The sequence below is a fragment of the Acinetobacter sp. ANC 3781 genome (genome assembly GCF_004331285.1).
GTDB lineage: Bacteria > Pseudomonadota > Gammaproteobacteria > Pseudomonadales > Moraxellaceae > Acinetobacter.
On record NZ_SJOH01000017.1, the window covers coordinates 61,325 to 81,286 of the forward strand.

The 19,962-nt window shown below is 38.7% G+C and carries 21 protein-coding genes and 1 rRNA gene; 15 read left to right on the forward strand and 7 right to left on the reverse strand.

Annotated elements, in window-relative coordinates:
• The first annotated feature begins 24 nt into the window (after window positions 1-24).
• Together trhA and E0H89_RS12830 are read left to right on the forward strand one after the other, a co-directional pair.
• Entirely contained in the window at window positions 25-666 is a 642-nt protein-coding gene (gene trhA / locus E0H89_RS12825) for a PAQR family membrane homeostasis protein TrhA (RefSeq protein WP_131217682.1), read from the forward strand.
• Window positions 667-810: 144 nt separating this feature from the next.
• On the forward strand, window positions 811-2,127 hold the full coding sequence (locus E0H89_RS12830) for an MFS transporter (RefSeq protein ID WP_131217683.1): 1,317 nt from the start codon (window positions 811-813) through the stop codon (window positions 2,125-2,127).
• Window positions 2,128-2,182: 55 nt separating this feature from the next.
• On the opposite strand, the gene E0H89_RS12835 is transcribed toward E0H89_RS12830, so the two are convergent.
• Together E0H89_RS12835 and E0H89_RS12840 are read right to left on the reverse strand one after the other, a co-directional pair.
• Window positions 2,183-2,527 carry a hypothetical protein gene (locus E0H89_RS12835; RefSeq protein WP_131217684.1) on the reverse strand — a complete coding sequence of 115 codons (345 nt, stop codon included), beginning with the start codon at window positions 2,525-2,527 and terminating at the stop codon, window positions 2,183-2,185.
• 86 nt (window positions 2,528-2,613) lie between these two features.
• The gene (locus E0H89_RS12840) at window positions 2,614-3,624 is read right to left on the reverse strand and encodes a metallophosphoesterase (protein WP_131217685.1); all 1,011 of its coding nucleotides are present in this window, start codon (window positions 3,622-3,624) and stop codon (window positions 2,614-2,616) included.
• 168 nt (window positions 3,625-3,792) lie between these two features.
• Between E0H89_RS12840 and E0H89_RS12845 the strand changes: the two genes are divergently transcribed.
• Complete coding sequence (locus E0H89_RS12845; protein ID WP_502698411.1) at window positions 3,793-5,370, forward strand: phospholipase D family protein; 1,578 nt, start codon at window positions 3,793-3,795, stop codon at window positions 5,368-5,370.
• A 37-nt stretch (window positions 5,371-5,407) separates the two neighbouring features.
• Here E0H89_RS12845 and E0H89_RS12850 read toward each other — a convergent pair whose 3' ends face one another.
• Complete coding sequence (locus tag E0H89_RS12850) at window positions 5,408-6,217, reverse strand: lysophospholipid acyltransferase family protein (RefSeq protein ID WP_131217687.1); 810 nt, start codon at window positions 6,215-6,217, stop codon at window positions 5,408-5,410.
• A gap of 382 nt (window positions 6,218-6,599) precedes the next feature.
• On the opposite strand from E0H89_RS12850, the gene hflX reads away from it, so the two are divergent.
• The 7 genes from hflX (at window position 6,600) to E0H89_RS12885 (ending at window position 11,387) form a co-directional block, all read left to right on the forward strand.
• Complete coding sequence (gene hflX / locus E0H89_RS12855; protein ID WP_131217688.1) at window positions 6,600-7,931, forward strand: ribosome rescue GTPase HflX; 1,332 nt, start codon at window positions 6,600-6,602, stop codon at window positions 7,929-7,931.
• A gap of 43 nt (window positions 7,932-7,974) precedes the next feature.
• Entirely contained in the window at window positions 7,975-8,346 is a 372-nt protein-coding gene (locus tag E0H89_RS12860) for a hypothetical protein (protein ID WP_131217689.1), read from the forward strand.
• A 10-nt stretch (window positions 8,347-8,356) separates the two neighbouring features.
• Window positions 8,357-9,031 carry an LrgB family protein gene (locus E0H89_RS12865; RefSeq protein ID WP_131217690.1) on the forward strand — a complete coding sequence of 225 codons (675 nt, stop codon included), beginning with the start codon at window positions 8,357-8,359 and terminating at the stop codon, window positions 9,029-9,031.
• A gap of 86 nt (window positions 9,032-9,117) precedes the next feature.
• Window positions 9,118-9,564, forward strand: coding sequence for a DUF2147 domain-containing protein (locus tag E0H89_RS12870; RefSeq protein WP_131217691.1), 447 nt, complete (start codon window positions 9,118-9,120; stop codon window positions 9,562-9,564).
• Between the two features lie 150 nt (window positions 9,565-9,714).
• Complete coding sequence (locus E0H89_RS12875) at window positions 9,715-10,164, forward strand: DUF2147 domain-containing protein (RefSeq protein WP_131217692.1); 450 nt, start codon at window positions 9,715-9,717, stop codon at window positions 10,162-10,164.
• A gap of 160 nt (window positions 10,165-10,324) precedes the next feature.
• Complete coding sequence (locus tag E0H89_RS12880) at window positions 10,325-10,774, forward strand: DUF2147 domain-containing protein (RefSeq protein WP_131217693.1); 450 nt, start codon at window positions 10,325-10,327, stop codon at window positions 10,772-10,774.
• 163 nt (window positions 10,775-10,937) lie between these two features.
• Window positions 10,938-11,387, forward strand: a complete 450-nt coding sequence (locus E0H89_RS12885) for a DUF2147 domain-containing protein (protein WP_131217694.1) — start codon at window positions 10,938-10,940, stop codon at window positions 11,385-11,387.
• 62 nt (window positions 11,388-11,449) lie between these two features.
• On the opposite strand, the gene E0H89_RS12890 is transcribed toward E0H89_RS12885, so the two are convergent.
• Genes E0H89_RS12890 through pdxA form a run of 3 tightly spaced genes read right to left on the reverse strand, consistent with a single transcriptional unit; the run spans window position 11,450 to window position 14,110 of the window.
• Window positions 11,450-12,298 carry a symmetrical bis(5'-nucleosyl)-tetraphosphatase gene (locus tag E0H89_RS12890; RefSeq protein ID WP_131217695.1) on the reverse strand — a complete coding sequence of 283 codons (849 nt, stop codon included), beginning with the start codon at window positions 12,296-12,298 and terminating at the stop codon, window positions 11,450-11,452.
• Entirely contained in the window at window positions 12,299-13,111 is an 813-nt protein-coding gene (rsmA, locus tag E0H89_RS12895) for a 16S rRNA (adenine(1518)-N(6)/adenine(1519)-N(6))-dimethyltransferase RsmA (RefSeq protein WP_131217696.1), read from the reverse strand.
• Between the two features lie 30 nt (window positions 13,112-13,141).
• Window positions 13,142-14,110 carry a 4-hydroxythreonine-4-phosphate dehydrogenase PdxA gene (pdxA, locus tag E0H89_RS12900; protein WP_131217697.1) on the reverse strand — a complete coding sequence of 323 codons (969 nt, stop codon included), beginning with the start codon at window positions 14,108-14,110 and terminating at the stop codon, window positions 13,142-13,144.
• Between the two features lie 325 nt (window positions 14,111-14,435).
• Between pdxA and rplM the strand changes: the two genes are divergently transcribed.
• From rplM to E0H89_RS12925, 5 genes are all read left to right on the forward strand, one after another.
• Window positions 14,436-14,864, forward strand: a complete 429-nt coding sequence (gene rplM, locus E0H89_RS12905) for a 50S ribosomal protein L13 (RefSeq protein WP_004647928.1) — start codon at window positions 14,436-14,438, stop codon at window positions 14,862-14,864.
• Between the two features lie 12 nt (window positions 14,865-14,876).
• Window positions 14,877-15,263 (forward strand): 30S ribosomal protein S9, encoded by a 387-nt coding sequence (rpsI, locus tag E0H89_RS12910; RefSeq protein ID WP_067864908.1) that lies wholly within the window; start codon window positions 14,877-14,879, stop codon window positions 15,261-15,263.
• Window positions 15,264-15,592: 329 nt separating this feature from the next.
• Entirely contained in the window at window positions 15,593-16,246 is a 654-nt protein-coding gene (locus E0H89_RS12915) for a glutathione S-transferase N-terminal domain-containing protein (protein ID WP_131217698.1), read from the forward strand.
• 11 nt (window positions 16,247-16,257) lie between these two features.
• Entirely contained in the window at window positions 16,258-16,689 is a 432-nt protein-coding gene (locus E0H89_RS12920) for a ClpXP protease specificity-enhancing factor (RefSeq protein WP_131217699.1), read from the forward strand.
• A gap of 19 nt (window positions 16,690-16,708) precedes the next feature.
• On the forward strand, window positions 16,709-17,371 hold the full coding sequence (locus tag E0H89_RS12925; RefSeq protein WP_131217700.1) for a hypothetical protein: 663 nt from the start codon (window positions 16,709-16,711) through the stop codon (window positions 17,369-17,371).
• A gap of 2,469 nt (window positions 17,372-19,840) precedes the next feature.
• Here the strand turns inward: E0H89_RS12925 and rrf are convergent.
• A 5S ribosomal RNA gene (rrf, locus tag E0H89_RS12940) occupies window positions 19,841-19,955 on the reverse strand.
• Between the last annotated feature and the right edge of the window lie 7 nt (window positions 19,956-19,962).

Genomic DNA, 19,962 nt, shown 5'->3' on the forward strand with positions numbered 1-19,962 from the left:
ATTTTTAATTATAGAAAATAAGCAATGAGCATATCTAACTTGCAGACCTACGATCCACATGAAGAAAAAATAAATGCGATCAGTCATGCACTTGGCGCAGTTTTGGCAGCTGTTGCCAGTATTTTCATGCTGATTAAAGGTAGTTATTTGCCGCTTGGGCAGTTTATTGGCTTATGTGTCTATGCCCTGAGCCTGATTTTACTTTTTGCCGCCTCAAGCCTATACCACTATGCTGAATCGCCGCAGCGTCGCGGCTGGTACAAAAAACTGGATCACACCGCAATTTATTATTTGATTGCTGGAACCTATACCCCCTTCTTGTCTATCGCGATTCCCACAGCAAAAGCGCAGTATCTATTAATTGCACTTTGGGTGATTGCGGGAATTGGTACACTATTCAAGTTAATTTTCATTCATCGTTTCCAGAAGATTTCACTTATCGCCTATCTGGCTATGGGATGGCTTGCATTACTGGTCATGGATGATATGCAACGCTTTTTAAGCGATCAAGCATTAACCTATCTCATCATTGGTGGACTGGCCTATACCATTGGTGCATTGTTTTATGCATTAAAAAGAGTAAGATATACGCATGCTATCTGGCATGTTTTTGTATTGATTGGCGCTGGATCACATTTCTTAGCGATCTGTCTTTACGTGATCTAACCCTCTATTTCTGCATTTTTTAGTAACCCTAAATCCGTAGACATGAGCCGGTATTTCGTATTTTTTTAAGAAATTACGCCTTTTTTAAAAAGATTACGCTTTTAAAACTAAGCTTTTTTATTTTTAGTAAGTGTAAGGTTTCTTATGGCGTCATCAAATTCTATACCTGCTTCGGAAGAAGTAGCGACAAATTCAAAATTCCGCGTACTGACTGCAAGTCTTGTTGGTACCACAATCGAATTCTTCGATTTTTATATTTATGCCACTGCGGCAGTCATCATTTTTCCGTATTTGTTCTTCCCGGCAAGTACCGATCCAATGACTGCAACCATTCAATCGCTTGCAACTTTTGCGATTGCCTTTATTGCCCGTCCGATTGGCGCGGCACTGTTTGGGCATCTGGGTGACCGGATTGGGCGTAAAGCCACATTAGTCGCGGCACTCCTAACTATGGGTATTTCTACCGTATGTATTGGTTTATTACCGACATACGCTCAAATCGGTATTGCAGCTCCCCTATTGCTTGCACTTTGCCGTTTGGGTCAAGGTTTGGGTCTAGGGGGTGAATGGTCGGGTGCCGTTCTGCTCGCAACGGAAAATGCGCCTGAAGGCAAACGTGCCTGGTATGGTATGTTCCCGCAACTGGGTGCACCCATCGGCTTTATCTTGGCTACAGGTTCGTTCCTTACTCTGGGTGCATTCATGTCTGAAGCAGACTTTATGCAATGGGGCTGGCGCATTCCGTTTATCTCAAGTTCATTATTGGTGATTGTCGGTTTATGGATTCGTTTAAAACTGCATGAAACACCCGCGTTCCAAAAAGTATTGGACAAGCAAAAAGAAGTTAGTATTCCATTTAAAGAAGTAACCACTAAACATTGGCGTATGCTGATTTTAGGCACGATTGCGGCAATCTGTACTTTCGTTGTGTTCTACTTGACCACAGTATTTGCATTGCAATGGGGTACCAAACAGCTCGGCTATAGTCGTGAAGAATTCTTACAACTACAGCTGGTTGCGACCTTGTGTTTTGCTGCATTTATTCCGCTTTCTGCCGTGTTTGCAGAGAAGTTTGGTCGTAAAACCACCTCTATTGCAGTGTGTATTGTATCTGCCATTTTCGGTCTTTTCTTTGCCGATATGCTGGAATCCGGAAGCACGCTCGTGGTATTTTTATTCTTATGTATTGGTTTAGCGATCATGGGTTTAACGTATGGCCCAATCGGTACCGTACTTTCTGAAATTTTCCCGACCTCAGTTCGTTACACCGGTTCTGCATTAACCTTTAACCTTGCAGGTATTTTTGGCGCCTCTTTCGCACCACTAATTGCGACCAAGCTTGCGACCACTTATGGTTTATATGCGGTCGGTTATTATTTGACTGCGGCATCTATCTTGTCACTTTGTGCATTCCTGCTCATTCGTGAAACCAAAAATGATGATGTAAACAATCAGGTTTAGTTTCATCAAAACATAAAAAACCAGCGTGATGACGCTGGTTTTTTATGTTGTTTTTTTAGATCTGTTCATCACTTAACATTTCCTGATAAAGCTCTTCAAATACCTTTCGATCGCCCCCCGCATTGTAATAACTCGGCACAATGTAAGTCACAAGTTGACGGTATCTTTCCGTTGCATACAAATGATCCAGGAAAGCTTCCACATTATTTTCATCAATAGCAAATGCCGTAATCAGTTGCTGAAACTTTTGATAAAACCTGCTGGCAAATGCGGGTGTGTTGACCACATCGCTTTCGGCTTGTTGAAAAGCCTGTTCTAGAGCAATCAAACCCGCTTCAAGCTGCGCCGACTGAGGTTCTGTTAAAGAAAAAAACTGACCGACCTCTTCTGCAAAAGACATACCCTTCTCCTATTTTGTTCTCATTGTTATAAATCAATCTTATTTTACGCTATGTCAAAATTGTTCCAGTAATCGATCTTCAAGCTTTAAACCAGCTCAATGATATCAATTGTCGGCGGTACCCGAAAACGAAAGGGCACTCCGACCATTCCTGTCCCAACCGTGACAAATACATCTGCCTGTTCATGCTGATATAAACCTTTCTTATGTCCCAGTATAGACACTTTTTTCATAATGTAATTGGTCAGCCAAGGCAGCTCAACTTGCCCGCCATGCGTATGTCCAGACAGCATTAATGGCCGTGTTGGCAATTGCGGCACCATATCCACAGTGTCGGGATTGTGCGATAAAATCACCCAGGGTTTATCTTGAGGCAATTCAGGCATAAAACGCATATCAGTTTTGCCTGCCCATAAATCACCTACCCCCAACAAACGAAATTCATCAAATTCCACCATCTGTCCTTCAATATCAATCACATCATTGACCTTTAAGGCATGTCTTAATAATTGCTGAATCGGGGGGCCAGGATATTGTTCATCATGATTGCCATTAACAGAATAAACCGGTGCATTAATCTGTTTTAAAATCGCCAGTTCATCTGCCAATTTATTTTCAGGTTCATAAGTCCAGTCCCCTGCCACCACCACCAGATCAGGATTCTGCTGGTTAATTTTCTCGACAATAATCTTCAATTGGCGTTCATGCCCCGAAAACAGACCAATATGTAAATCGGCAATCAAGGCCAGTTTGACCGGACGCTGCATGTTCTGCTCTGGATTCAACTGATATTGCAGGGTCTTAACCATCACATGCTGCGGTTCAATAAAACGTGCATAAATCAGCACACCACTCAGCAGGAAAATAAAAATAGCTTCATGAATGGAGTAATAGGCACTCCAACCGGCATAAATACTAAAGAAAAATAAAGGAATCAATAAATAAGATAGATAAAATGCCAATAAATGTACAAAAGCTTTGAACGGATGAATAGTTTCAGTACGCGTTTGACTCAGCCATGCCTGTGCCACCCCCCAAACTCCAAGCACAAAAAAAATCATATAAAAATAAAAAACAACCGCGTGTGTATCCCACATAATAATTTCTCTAACGATAACGAAGACATGACATCATTCATCTATTCTCATATTTATCTTTTCACAGCTGGCAATTATACTCAAACCAAATTTTGGTATTGTTTATAACTTATGGCGCAATCTTCCTCTGCTAAAACTCAATCAGATACTTATAAATTGCGTAGCTCTATCTCCACTAAAACTGCAGTATTATTAAGTTGTAGCATGATTTTGGGGGTTCCCGCCTGTAGTACCCTGCCGAAACAGATACCACAACCGATTGAATATGCGTTTGATACTGAAACCAAACAAACTGCATTGGCGCAAATCGTTTTACCGTTACGAGAGCAAAATCCCAACCTTACCGGTTATCGGGTTTTATACGACCCCTTGGAGGCTTTAACGGCTCGTATACATCTTATTGATAAAGCAGAAAAAACTTTAGACTTACAATACTATATCTGGGATAACGATAGAATTGGCGCACTCGCATTGGATTCTATTATCAAGGCAGCTGACCGTGGTGTAAAAGTCCGTTTGTTGATGGACGACAACAATGCCAAAAAGATGGAAGGTATTTATCTAGCCCTTGATCAGCATAAAAATATTGATGTCAGGTTATATAACCCTTACCGTTTTAGACATTACCGTGCCATGGATATGGTGCTGGATCTAAAACGTATTAACCGCCGTATGCATAACAAAAGCTTTATTGCAGATAACCAGATTGCTTTAATTGGCGGTCGCAATATGAGTAACCACTATTATAACGTCAGTGACAATTATCAGTTTTCTGATGTTGATGTGATGCTGGTAGGCTCTGCATCAGATGAAATCATTCATTCGTTTGATGAATATTGGAATGATGATTATGCATTTCCAGTTAAGCAAATCGTTAATTCAAGACATTATTCCTTACGTTTTGAGGGTTTAAAACAGCAGCTGGATGAACACTCTCAAAGTATTAATGTTCAAAACTATCTAAATTTAGCCAATCGATCACACGCCTTTGAACAATGGCTCAATAGTGGTATCCAACTTGACTGGGTCAAAGCTGAAGTGGTAAATGATTCACCGAGTAAAATCAGAGCTAAGGCGAAAAAAGAGCAACATCTGAATTTTCAACTGTTGAAGCATTTAGAAAAACCGGAACAAAGTGTCGATATTATTTCAGCTTATTTCGTCCCTGAAAAAAAAGGTGAAAAGGCGCTGAGTGAGCTGGCTCAAAACAATATTCATGTGCGGGTACTCACCAACTCTTTTAAAGCCAATGATGTCTCTTTAGTGCATGCTTTTTATAGCAAATATAGAAAAAATTTGTTAAAGGGTGATGTCGAGTTATATGAGTTTCTGTCTGTACCTGAAACTGAAAACCTGAATGCCAATACCGATGAAATCGCGGAAAAAGCCAAAGTGAGCTTAAAAGGTTTAAGCCGTTCAAGCCTGCATGCCAAACTGATGGCAATTGATCAAAAACAGGTTTTTATTGGCTCTTTCAATTTTGATCCGCGTTCTGCGTATTTAAATACAGAAATTGGCGTATTGCTGGATAGCCCGAATTTAGCCCAGTCTGTGCACCAGACCATGGATCAGAATTTATCTAAATATGCTTACAAGCTGGTTTTAAATGCCAACAATAAAATCAACTGGAAAATTAAACGTCATGATGGCAGTACCAAAACCTATCTAAAAGAACCTAAAATGAAATGGTGGCAAAAGGCAGGTATTAAAGTGATTTCATGGTTGCCAATCGAAGGCTTTATGTAAGCCTTTGCTTTGACTGGCATTCATTTTGGTTAACCGTTCAAGTTGAACTTTTAAGCACTTTTTGCTGTAACTGCATTAAACCTTCAGCCATTTTGGTTTGAACTTCTTGGGTCAACGTTTCAACCGTATGTCCTTCAGGAGATATGGCCGGCAAGGCCATTAAATGTGCTTTCACTTTAGGCATTTCCAAGACATTTCTAACATGATCGGCAAAGCTTATCTCATTAATAAACGGCGCCACCAGATCCAGTTGTCCATGTTGATTCACATAACAAATCAAACATATTTGCACAGGGCGGTTGGCTTCAATGGCAGCACCTAAAATACGTCCATAGATTTTTTTTATTCTTGAGCCATCTGAAGTCGTTGCTTCAGGAAAAAATAATACCGGAATATCATGTTTTAAAAATTCGGTAATTTGCTGTTTAATTTTAACCGAATCGCCGGAACCTCGTTTAATAAATAGTGTTCCACCACCCTTTGCCAGTTTTCCAAGTAACGGCCATTTTTCAATTTCAGCTTTCGCTAAAAAGAAAACTCGAGCACCGGAACCCAAAACCGCGACATCTAACCAAGAAATGTGATTACTTACCCATAGCGCCGGCTCACGTGGAATGATTCCATGCACCTGAATCTCAAGGTTAAAAACTTTGCATAATTGACGGCAAAAATGCTGCACATAACGCGTATTACATGGATTATTCGGATCTTTATATAAACGGTGACGAAAAACCAGATAAAATCCTTGGGTAATTGCAGCTATAACCGCCAATAATTTTTTACTATATAAGAAAAATTTGGACACACTATTTAACGATGAAGTTTCAGATACAGAGGATTGAGTCATAGATTGGTCACTAATTACCAGATACGGCGTTTAATCATTTATATCGCATTATTCTATACTGTTCATTTTGATCTTGCATTGATCATAAAACATCAGTCCTGCTTTTTAATGAAATGCTGCAAACTAATCTACACAATACTTTTATCTAAAACAAAAATTATACGAATGAATCTACATCATTTAACAATCCTAGTATATAAAAAAATATAAATATTATCAATTATTTAAAATTAATTTATGGAGGATGTATTTTATATTTGGACAGAATATTTTTATTTATTGGAGTTTTGCTTGCGTTAGTTTGACAAGGGCGGTCTATTTTTTACTATCCGTGCTTATTTTCTACTAGAATAAAGTTTTCATTTAGTTGAGATAACATTTAGTGGAATATTTTGAGCGACATCAAGGTGGCGAACGTGCCCTATTAATAAGTGTCTCTGTACAACTTTTAGATGACCTTGATGCAGAAGAATTTCGCTTATTGGCCCAGTCCGCAGGTGCGGAAATTGTAGAACATATCACTGCTCAACGGATCAAACCGGATCCAAAACTGTTTATCGGCTCTGGAAAAGCAGAAGAAATCGCAGAGCGAGTCAAAGAATTAGAAATAGATTTGGTCATTTTTGATCATTCCCTCAGTCCTTCTCAAGAACGCAATTTAGAAAGAGTCATTCAATGCCGCGTGATTGACCGTACCCGGCTTATTCTGGACATCTTTGCCCAACGTGCCCGTACTCATGAAGGTAAACTTCAAGTTGAATTGGCACAATTGGATTATCTATCGTCACGACTGGTCGGGAGCGGTATCAGTTTAGATAGTCAAAAAGGCGGTATCGGTTTACGCGGACCAGGGGAAACACAACTGGAAACGGATCGTCGTTTACTGCGTTTACGTATTGGACAGCTAAAAGACAAACTGGAAAAGGTTCGCCAAACCCGTATGCAAGGTCGTTCTGCACGCCAGAAAGCCGCTATTCCTACAGTATCTCTTGTCGGTTATACCAATGCAGGTAAATCGACATTGTTTAACCTCTTGGCACGCTCTGACGTTTATGCGGCCGACCAACTGTTTGCAACACTCGATCCAACTTTACGCCGTTTAAATTGGGATGGGATTGGTGCTTTGGTTCTGGCCGATACCGTGGGTTTTGTCCGTAACTTAGCTCATGCCCTGGTAGAATCCTTTAAAGCCACACTTGAGGAAACGGCTGAGGCGACTTTGCTGCTGCATGTTATTGATTCCAGCAGTCCCGATATGCAGGAACAAATTGAAGCCGTAGAATCGGTTTTAAAAGAAATTGGGGTCGATGTTCCGGTACTGCGGGTTTATAACAAAATTGACCTGAGCGGTGAAGATGCCAAAATTGTGTATGCCAAACCGCATTTGCCTGATCGTGTCTATGTATCTGCACATGCCAACCAAGGTGTTGACTTGTTACGCCAAGCCGTTCAAGAATGCTTGATGGGACACTTGCAAAGTTTCGAGCTGGTGTTAAAACCCGAATATGGAAAATTGCGTACTCAACTGTATGCGCTCAATGTCATTCAAACTGAAAATCATGATGAAGATGGCAATCTGCATTTGCACGTCATTATTGCCCCACAAAAGCTGGAGCAACTGATTAAACAGGCACATTTACCGATTGATGAAATTCTGGGAAAAAAAGCCACCCAATTTAAAAAACCGCTTGAGGAATTTGAAATCAAAAGATAAATCGGTTAAAACGTGATAAGTATACTTTTAAAGTTTGGTAAAAATGGACGGAATAAAAACAATCGACTGGCCAGCATGGATTGGTACACTGGCATTGATTATCTGCTTTCGTGAGGGAGCAGTATGGTTAATGACGCAATTTAATCATCCTGAACTGGGTAATTTGGTTGGCTTGATTAGCTTATTGCTGACTCTGCTTATTTGGAGAAATGTCCACAAATTACCTGCGCGTTTAGTCGATACCAATAATAAAATCATGAAAGAAAGTGCCTTTGCTTTTTTACCTATTAGTGCAGGTTCACTGATTATGCTGGTACACATGGGAAAGGAAATTCCTGTTTTCCTGGTAGTGATGTGTATCAGTACCCTCATTCCATTATGGGTCTACGCAAAAATGGCCAAACGCTGGTTATAGAGGATATATCATGTTAGCAGTACTCTACGGTTTTATATTGACTCTTTTCGCCTATCTGATTGCCAAACCTTTAAATAAAAAGCTTCCACAAGTTCCAGTCATTGTCATCGGCATGTTTTTCATTATTGGATTATTATTTGTATTTGGGATTCCTTACGAATCTTATATGACCCAAGTCAATCCACTCTTCAATCATTTACTCGGCTATGTCACTGTTGCCTTGGCTATTCCACTTGCAGCCATGCGTTATGATGACTTACCCCTCAAGGCCATTGTCGGCATTCTGGTCTTTGCCAGTATTAGTGCAGTTGCTTTACCGATGGGACTCGCCTATTTATTGCATATGTCTGACGCAAGCATTATGGCCTTCGCAACTCGAGCGGTCACTACTCCTATTGCCATTAATATTGCTACTTTATTACATGCTCCTCTTACTCTGGTGATTTTAATTGTCATTTTATCGGGCGTGATTGGCGCAGCTTTTTCTCCATTTATTTTGCGTCATATTCACGATGAGAGAGCTTCCGGTCTGGCATTGGGCTTGGCTGCACATGCAATTGGTACGGCGCAAGCTTGGCAACGAGGCAGTGTGGCAGGACGTTACGCAGCTTTCGGCATGGCGGTGAATGCAGTTTTTACCGCAATCTGGTTACCTGCCTTCATACTTTATTTACAAAAAATGTGATGAAATAAACATTAATAAAGGATTGCTTGGTACAAAAAATAAACATAAAATGAACGTGTATTAACATTAATAGAAAGGATTTTTTAATGGGAAAATTTAAATTTTTAACGGCGTTGGTTTTTTCTTCATTAAGCGGTCTTGCTTTTGCAGAAGATATTTCAGGAATGTGGAAAAATATTGACGATAAAACAGGTTCGTCAAAAGCAATTCTGGAAATTCGCCAAGAAAACAATGGTACATATACAGCTAAAATTATAAAAGTTACACCGCGCCCAGGCTATACACCGAAAGAAACCTGCGTAGATTGTCCGGCACCTTATACCAATAAACCTATTTTAGGTTTAGATGTTTTAACGGGGTTAAAACCAGCCGGTGATAACAATTTTGTAAATGCCAAAGTTCTTGATCCACTCAGCGGCAGAATCTATAGCGGTAAGGCAAAATTAAGTGCGAATGGTAAACGTCTCACTTTACGCGGTTATGTCGGTGTATCAGCACTGGGGCGTAGCCAGACCTGGATTAAACAAGATTAAATTATGCTAAATTCAATTCAGCATAGAGGGTTAGTGTCGTACGAATGAGAGCTTAAAATTTTTGTCCAATAAGACTGCTTAATTTCGTATTTCTCCCTCATCTTGAAATAAGTCAACAGGATAATAGACTTATTTAAATAAGGAAATTTTATGAAAAAAATAGCAATTAATACTGCATTTTTTATAGCTTTATTAGGCAGTTTTCCAGTTTTTGCTCAAGAGATAACCGGTACATGGATACAAATCGATGATAAAACTGGTTCACCTAAGGCACTGATTGACATTCAGAAACAACCCAATGGATCTTATTCTGGCAAAATTATTAAAATTACGCCCCGCCCAGGCTATACGCCCCGAGAAACATGTTTCCACTGCCCGCCCCCTTACACAGATCAACCCATACTAGGCTTAGAAGTGTTTAAAGGCTTACAGCATGCCAATGGGAACAATTATGAAAACGGTCGTATCCTTGATCCTTTAACAGGCAAAACCTATGGTTTGAAAGGACGAGTTTCCGCGAATGGTAAACGTTTTATATTACGCGGTTATATTGGAATTTCTGCTTTGGGTCGTACTCAAACCTGGATTAAAAGCGATTAATTCTGACAAAAAGCCGCACGATGTGGCTTTTTATTTATCTTTATTTAAACATTTCACATTATTTTAATTTTTTATGATGCACTAGCTTGACTAATTTTTAAACGCTCATAATATGTTCTTATGGATAAAAAAATTACTCTCCACATTCAAAGGAATTGATATGAAAAAGAATATTTTTCTCGCGACTTTCGCTAGCTTATTTTTCAGTGGGAATGTATTGGCACAAGACCTGTCGGGAACGTGGCAACAAATTGACGATAAAACCGGTTCACCTAAAGCGATTATTGAAATTCGTAAAGAAAGCAATAATACTTTTACAGGAAAAATCACCAAAGTTACCCCTCGTCCAGGTTATACACCGCGTGAAATCTGTAACAAATGTCCAGCGCCTTATACCAATAAAGCAATTTTAGGCATGGATGTGCTCACCGGTTTGAAACACGTGCCTGATACAAATAATTATGAACAAGGACGTATAATTGACCCGCTTGCAGGCAAAATTTATGATGCCAAAGTTAAGTTAAGTACCAATGGTAAACGCTTAACCTTACGCGGTTATATCGGTATCTCCGCACTAGGACGCAGTCAAACTTGGCTTCGGATAGACTAATCAGAAGTTAAGCTCAATAAAAAGCCACACTAAAGTGGCTTTTTTTACATTAGTCAATAAAATGCTCTCATTTTTTGCACACTCTCCAGAATATTGACTAATTACATAATCATTCTAATATACCGACTCAACAAAAAGCATTCGGTTATGGAAAGGTATTTTTATGCAAAAGAATATATTGCTTGCAACTTTGGCGGGTGTACTTTTTAGTGGCAATATTTTTGCTGAGGATATTTCCGGAACTTGGCAGCAGATTGATGATAAAACCGGTGCTGCCAAAGCAATCATTAAAATTGATAAAGAAGCCAATAATACCTATACAGGTAAAATTGTTAAAATCACCCCCCGTCCTGGTTATACTCCCCGTGAAACGTGTAATAAATGTCCTGCTCCATATACCAATGATCCAATTTTAGGTATGGAAATCATTAAAGGTTTAAAACAAGTGTCAGGAACCAATAACTATGAAAAAGGTCGTGTGATTGATCCATTAGCAGGTAATGTTTATGATGCCAAAGTTAAATTAAATGCGACAGGCAAGCGTCTAACTTTGAGAGCCTATATGGGTATTTCAACTTTGGGACGTAGTCAAACCTGGATTAGACTTGACTAAATAAGGAATAATAAAAAAGAGCCACATCATGTGGCTCTTTTACTTTGTAAATTATCTCAACATTACATCATTGGATTATTAACTTTAAATATTTCTTTATCTTCCAGACGATAGGCAATCAACTGATTACCCCAAACACAGCCGCCATCGACATTCTGAATCTGTGGATTAATGCTTTTACCCTGTAATGCAGCCCAGTGTCCAAAGATCAATTGATGTGTTTTCGCAGCTTCCGATTCAAATTCAAACCACGGTTTAAAGCCTTGAGGCATGGGATCATCAAGTGAATCTTTAAAGCTAAACTCTAAGCGACCTTGGCTATCGGTTAAACGCATACGAGTCAAATAGTTGGTAATACAACGTATGCGTGCATTACCTTCTAGATCATCCGACCAGAGGTCAGGTTCTGTACCGTACATTTCGGCCAAGAAAGCATCGAGCACAGCAAAGTCTTCATGACTGATGATCGCTTCAACTTCTTTTGCCAAAGCAGAAGTTTGTTCTGCTGACCAGATGCATGGAATACCCGCATGAGTCAAAATAGTTTGATCATTCGGGAAAAGACACAATGGCTGTTTGCGTAACCAGTCAATTAAATCATCACTATCAATCGCATCAATCACATCACGGGTATTATCTCGATCTTTCAACTCTTTCAAACCACGCGCACAGGCTAAAAGGGTCAGGTCATGATTACCCAATACTGTTGCGGCTACTCCACCATCAACAAGTTTTTTAACAAAACGCAATGCACCAAGCGAGTTTTCACCACGTGCAACCAAATCACCTGCAAACCAGATAAAATCTTGATCGGGATCGAACTTGATTTCTTTTAGCAACGCTTTTAAGGCTTCAAAACAGCCTTGAACATCACCAATTACATAGTTATATCTAATCTCGGAGCGTGTCACTTAAGCCACCATTTGATCTGACAAAGCCACAAATTGAGCCATGGTTAAAGTTTCTGGACGAGCCATCGGATCGATGCCTACATTTTCAAAAGCTTCTTCTACCAACATCCCTTTTAAACTATTACGCAAAGTTTTACGACGTTGGGTAAAGACATGCGAAACCAAACGTGCCAAAGCTTTTTCATTTTTAGCGATCACAGGTTTCACAGCATAAGGCTCTAAACGGAACACCGCAGAAGTCACTTTCGGTGGTGGGTTAAAAGACCCAGGCGGTACTTCAAATAAAAACGTCGGTTTACAGTAATACTGAATCATCACCGATAAACGACCATATTCTTTCGTATTTGGTGAAGCGGTAATACGATCAACCACTTCTTTTTGTAACATGAAGTGCATGTCTTTTACTTTGTCACCAAATTCCAAGAGATGGAACAAAAGCGGTGTCGAAATATTATAAGGTAAGTTACCGACTACACGTAGCGGACGATCTACCTTAAATAATTCAGTAAAATCATATTTCAATGCATCAGCTTCAACAATGGTTAAACGCTCGGGATGCGGTACACGACCCGGCAACCCTGCAGCCAAATCACGATCCAGCTCGATCACAGTCAAAGCATCACATTCACCAATTAAAGGTGAAGTTAATGCAGCAAGACCTGGGCCAATTTCGACGATGTTATCGCCTGTACGTGGATTAACTGAACGGACAATTTTTGCAATGACACGTTGGTCATGTAAGAAGTTTTGACCAAAACGCTTGCGCGTGTGATGCCCTTCATCTTTTGGGTTTAAGGCATTAATTTGATACATAAAAACATTTCCAACGTGAGTAATTAAAAATCAATGGCGAGCCAAATCTAGGGCTAAATCGACAGCAACGTGCAAACTTGAACTTTTTGCCCGTCCAGTACCTGCAAGGGAGAGCGCTGTGCCATGATCTACTGAAGTACGAATAAAAGGTAAGCCTAAAGTAATGTTAATGGCTTCACCAAATCCTTGAGATTTTAACACAGGTAAGCCCTGATCGTGATACATCGCCAGAACCGCATCGGCATCTTTTAAATTTTCAGGAGTAAACAGGGTATCTGCAGGCAGGCTCAGGCTCATATTAATCCCTTGTGCTCGATAGTTTTCAAGCACCGGATTAATCACTTCGATTTCTTCCATACCCAAATAGCCATCCTCACCGGCATGTGGATTGAGTCCACAGACCAAAATATGCGGATGCTCAATTTTAAACTTGGTTTTTAAATCATGAATCAAAATATCAATCACTTGATGTAACCGTGGTCGAGTAATAGCATCTGGAACATCGCGTAAAGCGAGATGGGTGGTTGCGAGGGCAACACGCAAAGTTTTGGTTGCCAGCATCATCACTACACGTTCAACACCCGCAAACTCTTGGTAATACTCGGTATGCCCGCTAAAGTGAATGCCGGCATCATTAATAATTGATTTCTGTACCGGTGCTGTGGCAACCCCGACACTTTTACCTGACATCGCATAATCAGCGGAACGACGGAGTTGTTCTAATACATAGGCAGAATTTTCAGCATTCAACTCACCCAATACAACATCCGTATTTAATGGAATATGCTCAACATATAGCTGACCTTGGCCTGAAGATTCTAATTGACCTTCATATTCAATAATTTCAACCGTTTGATTTAGAACTTCAGCGCGTTTTTTTAATAGATTGATATCAGCTAAAACGACAATGGGACGTTCATCAATACGTATTGCCAGACTTAGGCAAATATCAGGACCAATACCTGCAGGTTCACCACTAGTGACATATAAGGGAAGCATATTCCGTCTCTTTTACGCTGTAATCTAATCTCACCATTATATACGCCTTTACTCACTCGCATATTTTGAGCCATCATCATTTTTAAGCTTAAAATATTTAGATTCAATTGAATTTTTAAGCCGTTAAAGACGTTTCATTTCCCTTTGTCGAAAAATTAAAAAATTATCTGTGGTTATTCTGTGCATGACGGTATTTTTACTATACAATATAGCGCTTGAAATTTGCTTTTTCATTTGTGGTTCTTCACGTATTCGTTTAGAATCGCGTCTCCTTTTGTTTGGACAGATTCCATAGTCCAAACCAACTATAATAGGTAGTGGTTTAATGAAAACTCTCAGCGCTAAGCCAGCTGAAGTTCAACACGACTGGTATGTTGTTGATGCTTCTGGCAAAACTTTAGGTCGTCTTGCGACTGAAATCGCTCGTCGTTTACGCGGTAAGCATAAAACTTCTTATACTCCTCACGTTGACACTGGCGATTACATCGTTGTTATCAATGCTGAAGAAATTACTGTAACAGGTAAAAAAGCTCAGGATAAGAAATACTATCGCCATACTGGTTTCCCTGGTGGTATCCGTGAGACTAACTTTGAAAAGTTAATCGCACACAAACCTGAAACAGTTTTAGAAAAAGCTGTAAAAGGTATGTTACCAAAAGGTCCTCTTGGTTATGCAATGATCAAAAAAATGAAAGTGTACGCTGGTTCTGAGCATCCTCATACTGCTCAACAGCCACAAGTTTTGGACATCTAAGGGATACAGCACATGGCTACTAATTATGGTACAGGTCGCCGTAAGACCGCAACTGCACGTGTTTTCTTGTCAGCTGGTACAGGCAAACTCGTAATTAACAACCGTTCTATCGAACAATATTTCGGTCGTGAAACTGCTCGTATGGTTGTTCGTCAACCACTTGAGCTTTTAGAAGTTACTGAAAAATATGACCTTTACATCACTGTTGCTGGTGGTGGTATTGGTGGTCAAGCAGGCGCTATCCGTCACGGTATTACTCGTGCATTGATCGCTTCTGACGAAACTTTAAAACCTGCTCTTCGTCAAGCTGGTTTCGTTACTCGTGATGCTCGTGAAGTTGAACGTAAGAAACTTGGTTTACGTAAAGCTCGTAAACGTCCTCAGTTCTCTAAACGTTAATTCGTTTACCGAAGTGGACAAAAAGCCTTGGTTTATCCAAGGCTTTTTTATGTGCTGCAAATTTATGAGCAATATCTAATTTTTTATTGCTCATGTACATCTTTACCCCATACGCCCTCATGAAACCAAAAAGATTTACTCAGATAATAATTTGCAAAACCTATTAAAATAAAAAGCATTAATAAACCCAGTTTAATTATCATATTTTCTTACTCCAGTCGTTTTTCTTATAATCTACCTCTTCTTCAGTCGATTCATCTTTTATGCTTCGTGCTTTTTAAGTTGAATTTTAGTATCCTATTCTATTCATTTTTGCTTTGTTTGGGATTATGTCCGTCGAAACCGCACCTGTTCAAGGAATTACACTCTATAGCCATGCAGATGACTTTCGTTCCCACTGGATTCGTTACGTCCTTGCCGAAAAGCAAATTAAATATCATCTGATTATTGTAGATGAAGACGATGAAGATCTCGCCAGCTTAAATCCATATAACCAAGTTCCGATGCTGATTGAAAATGAGCTTAAACTGTTCAATACCAGCATTATTTCCGAATATCTAGATGACCGTTATCGTCAAAACAAGTTGTATGCCGATGCTCCCATGCCACGTTCAGAACAGCGTCAATACATTTGGCGGTTCGAACAAGATTGGCTACAACTTGCAGATATTATGTTACGTCACTCTGACAGTTTAAATGAAAAAGATAAAGCCAAAGCGCAAAAACAACTGCGCGACATACTGATCTCCCTGACACCACTATTCCAGCATTTTCCCTATTTCATGTCAGAAAATTTTACAATTTTAGATTGCATGTTAGCGCCAATTTTTTTACGGTTACATTCAATGGGGATTGAACTCCCTAAACAACATTGCCGCCCCATTTTATTATATTGCCAGCGTATATTTACTCGTCCTGCTTTTAGCAAGTCTATGACCATGCAGGAAAAAAATAAATATCGTGAAATTTTAGTGAATCAATAGAGTATTTTTCAATGTCTGATCAGGAATTAAACCTCACTCCCACCCGACCTTATCTCGCCCGTGCAATTTATGAGTGGATTTGTGATAATAACCTTACCCCACATTTACTTGTTGATGCCACACAACCCAATACCCTGGTTCCGGAACAATTTATTCAAGATGGCCAGATTGTTTTAAATATAGCGCCTCATGCCGTACATAAATTGAATATGAGTAATGATGCAATCACCTTCTCCGCTCGCTTTGGCGGAGTTTCACGTGATATCTATGTACCCTTAAATGCAGTGATGGGCATTTATGCACGTGAAAACAGTCAAGGCTTATTTTTTGATCCAAATGAATATCAGGATATCCAAATCCCTGAAGATACTTTAGAATCGACAACACTTTCAGAAGAAGCTGAACAACCTAAGAAAAAACCGAGCTTGCGGTTATTAGACTAAAATAATATGGAGTAAATTGATGGCTTTTGATTTAGTACAATATTTTGCTGAGCAGATTAACAATCAAAAGCCTCAGCTTCTTGGACAATATTCTAGAGAAGAGAGAAAAGAGTATTTATCAGAGATAAATGCGCTCGTTTTGGGTAAACTGATTACACTTTGGCGCTCTGATGACAAAAAAGTTTATCAAGAAATCTCTTCACCTGATGAACTCTTTATTCAAGAGGTTGCGCGCCATCTAACCACTTCATCAAAAAACCAATCTACCCTGCCTAAGAATGAATTAGAACCAACGGTTACCGAAATATTAAGATTACAACTAGCTGAGCTTCATCAACTGAATGCCATTGGTAATCTTGAAGTCCGTGGATTACATGAACTCCTTTTAGGGCAAATTGAACACCTCTCGGGTCAGGCTCCTGATTGGGTTTGGTTAACAAATGATCTGTTAGAGTTGAAAGGTTCTAAACCGATTGTGCAAGAAGATATATCATTAGACTCGACAATGAAGGAGTTTAATCAAATGGTTAGTCAAAAACATACTGATGTTACTGAAGATCAACACGATGCAGTAGTAGTAGCAAATACTACAGTTCCAGTATGGGCAAAAATTTTCGAACCTATAGTTGCCATTATTATTCTGTGGATTTTATATTCTGCAGCAACTCAAATGTTCAACTAAAAGAGTTAAGAGATTAGTTTAAAAAACAAAAATCGCCTAAATGGCGATTTTTATTTGCAAATAATTCGGCAATTTAGATTTATAAATAATAAATATAGAGGATAGATATCTTTTATCAATCAAAAAATAAACGTTTTTTTCACTATTATCCATACCAAAAGATTTACCCTATTCATGCATAATCTGCGTATGAAATATATCGGCTCAAAGAAGCGTTCTGAAACACAGTTCAAGTAATACACCGGCACTCATGCTCAACCTTCTATTTAGGCGTTGAGCAACTAGAACTACATGTCCTTAACAAAGACAGATCACCTCAGAGCCAACAGCTTCATGAACTGTACGTCGTGTTGAAAACTACCTGATTCAGTCAAATCTGTTTAATCTACCGAAGAGTTTTCCTTTTATATACTTTCAACTAGAAATAAAATGCTAAGACATTGATTGGGATATTGTGATCATGGATGCCATAGAAATTTCCATCCAATGGCTTAAAAATAGAACAAAGCTATCGCGGCAAAAAAAAGCCCTATACCTTTTAAGGAAAAGCCATGATTCACTACGAGACTCAGCAAATACAGAGTTTATGTGCCAGCCGTGGTACAGTGCATGATTTCAAGCTATTCAACCCTAATTTACAGCAGATTCCTTGCAGGTTGTTTTATCCTTGCAGATAAAGGCTATCAAAGGAGTTATAAGGTGTATTCCAAGCACCTGTTGCCCTTAAAAGCCAAGACGCGGTGCAAATTGGATCCGGCGCTAAATACGGTAACCGGGAATTAAATAAAACAAGAGTAGCGATTGAACAGGTATTTGGCAGTCTAGAAACCTTCAAAATCCTTTGTGGAACGTTATCAAAACAGAGATAAAAGACTCAGTTTGAGATTCAATTTAATTGCTAAAATTTACGACATAAAACTGAGCAAAAAATGCTTTATGAAAAAGGTCTAATAATTAACAACCTCCTATATATTAATATAACCCGACTCCTGTTTAAGCCAATTACCCCAAAATTTGGATTTTCGGCTTATTTTGATCATAAAGCTAATAATATAATGAGGCATAGATTCTGGATAAATAGCCAATAATACTACGAAATGTACTGGTTAATAGGTAAAATTCTTCCTTTAACAAGCTGAATAAGGTTTCTAATTTATTGCGTGGTTTTAAATGATATTTATCTGCTTTGGATAAACTAAAAGCTTACCTATTTTTAATAGAATATTTAATTAAATCAAAATCTTGATTCTCCACTCTTCTAATTCTTGGCTGATACTACCGTAATCAGCATAGAGTTCGTCTTTGAAGCCTTCTATTCACTGCTCAACCATTTTAATACTGCTGTATGCCCATTTGATAAGATTGTACTGAGCAGATTTGCTGACTGATGCAGCTTACAGCCAAAGAACTATGGTCGAGCTTTTACCATATATTGCAAGCTGCCATGGATTTAGGACATTAAATCCTAGGATTTTTACATACAAACAGCATAGTTAAGTCGATCCCTAAATGCCTACTTTGAAGATTTTTTATCAAGACAAATATAGAGTATGCAATACTATTAATGGGCATTACTGAAATAATCTATCTACTAGTAATATGACAAGCATCTAAGCAAATGAATTTTATTACGTTTTAAGGAGAAAAAGAAAACTTTAAAGTTATTAAAATATGAACATTTATCCCCCAATAACAATGAATAAAATTTCTTCAATGACTAACAGAGAGGAACACATTCTCAAACATTTTTTGCTTTAAAAAATTTAGATAGATTGAATTCAAATTTCTGAAATAAGTCACCAATAATGTAAAACAAGGATGTATGAACTCTATATTACGTAAGGAATATGGGGGGAATAGAAATGTAGATATAGATGGTATAGTAACTTCTACTGGTATCTATTCATCTTTTTTCAACCAATTGAAATATCAAGTTAATTACACCACGAAATTAAAAGTTACTGGTTCTGCGATAGATTTTCTATTTAGTGGTAATGAATAGTTTTTCGGATGACAAATAATTGTTCATTCTTTGAACTTAATAATAAATAATTAAAAAAAATGAAGGACTTCAAATATTTGATTTAAAAAAGTTCAGATTCTGCTAGGAGTAGTCCAAAAGCTAAGGAGTGTATAGCACAATTCCTTAAGATCAATATTAATTATTTTTTTCTTAATTATTTATCAAAGCTTTAATTAATTCATTTGCACCAGCTTACAACAACCACCTATTTTAAAATGAGGTATAAAAAGTAAATTAGCGCTGTCGTCCCCCTTAACAACTTCTAGCACTTAGAAGTACCTAAGGATTAATATTGTCATTTTCTAACAGTAAAGATTTGACCTAAGAAATTCGATAGTTATTTTCTTCAATATACTTAACACAAGAAAAAGTGCTGTATCAAATTCCTTCTTTTCTTCCAGCATAAAAAAAGCCCCGCTATTGAGCGGGGCTTTTAGGGAATAATGAGCTGGCGATGACTTACTCTCACATGGGTAACCCCACACTACCATCAGCGCAAAGAGGTTTCACTTCTGAGTTCGGGAAGGGATCAGGTGGTTCACTCTTGCTATTGTCGCCAGCACAACTG